General features: G+C 60.9%; 1 pseudogene. It reads left to right on the top strand.

Annotated features, from left to right (window positions below):
- Window positions 1–320, top strand: a pseudogene (locus tag P0G09_RS17015) (hypothetical protein); the annotation flags it as partial.

The raw sequence follows: 320 nt of genomic DNA, 5'->3' as shown, positions 1-320 counted from the left end.
CATCAGCGGTTACAACCATGGTGTGGGCTGGTGTGCACCCCATCAGGGCACCTGAAAGCTGTCTCTGAACATCAAGAACGGTGTCATCGAGGAGGCTCTGGTGGAGACCCTCGGCTGCTCCGGCATGACCCATTCCGCTGCTATGGCTGGCGAGATCCTGCCCGGCAAGACCATTCTGGAAGCTCTGAACACCGACCTGGTGTGCGATGCCAACAACGTGGCAATGCGCGAGCTGTTCCTGCAGATCGTCTACGGCCGCAGCCAGACCGCTTTCTCTGAGGACGGTCTGCCCATCGGCGCAGGTCATCCAGACCTGCGCC

The sequence above is a fragment of the Faecalibacterium sp. DFI.5.82 genome (assembly GCF_029076575.1).
Classification (GTDB): Bacteria; Bacillota; Clostridia; order Oscillospirales; family Ruminococcaceae; genus Faecalibacterium; species Faecalibacterium duncaniae.
This window is presented reverse-complemented; position numbering and strand designations above follow the sequence as displayed.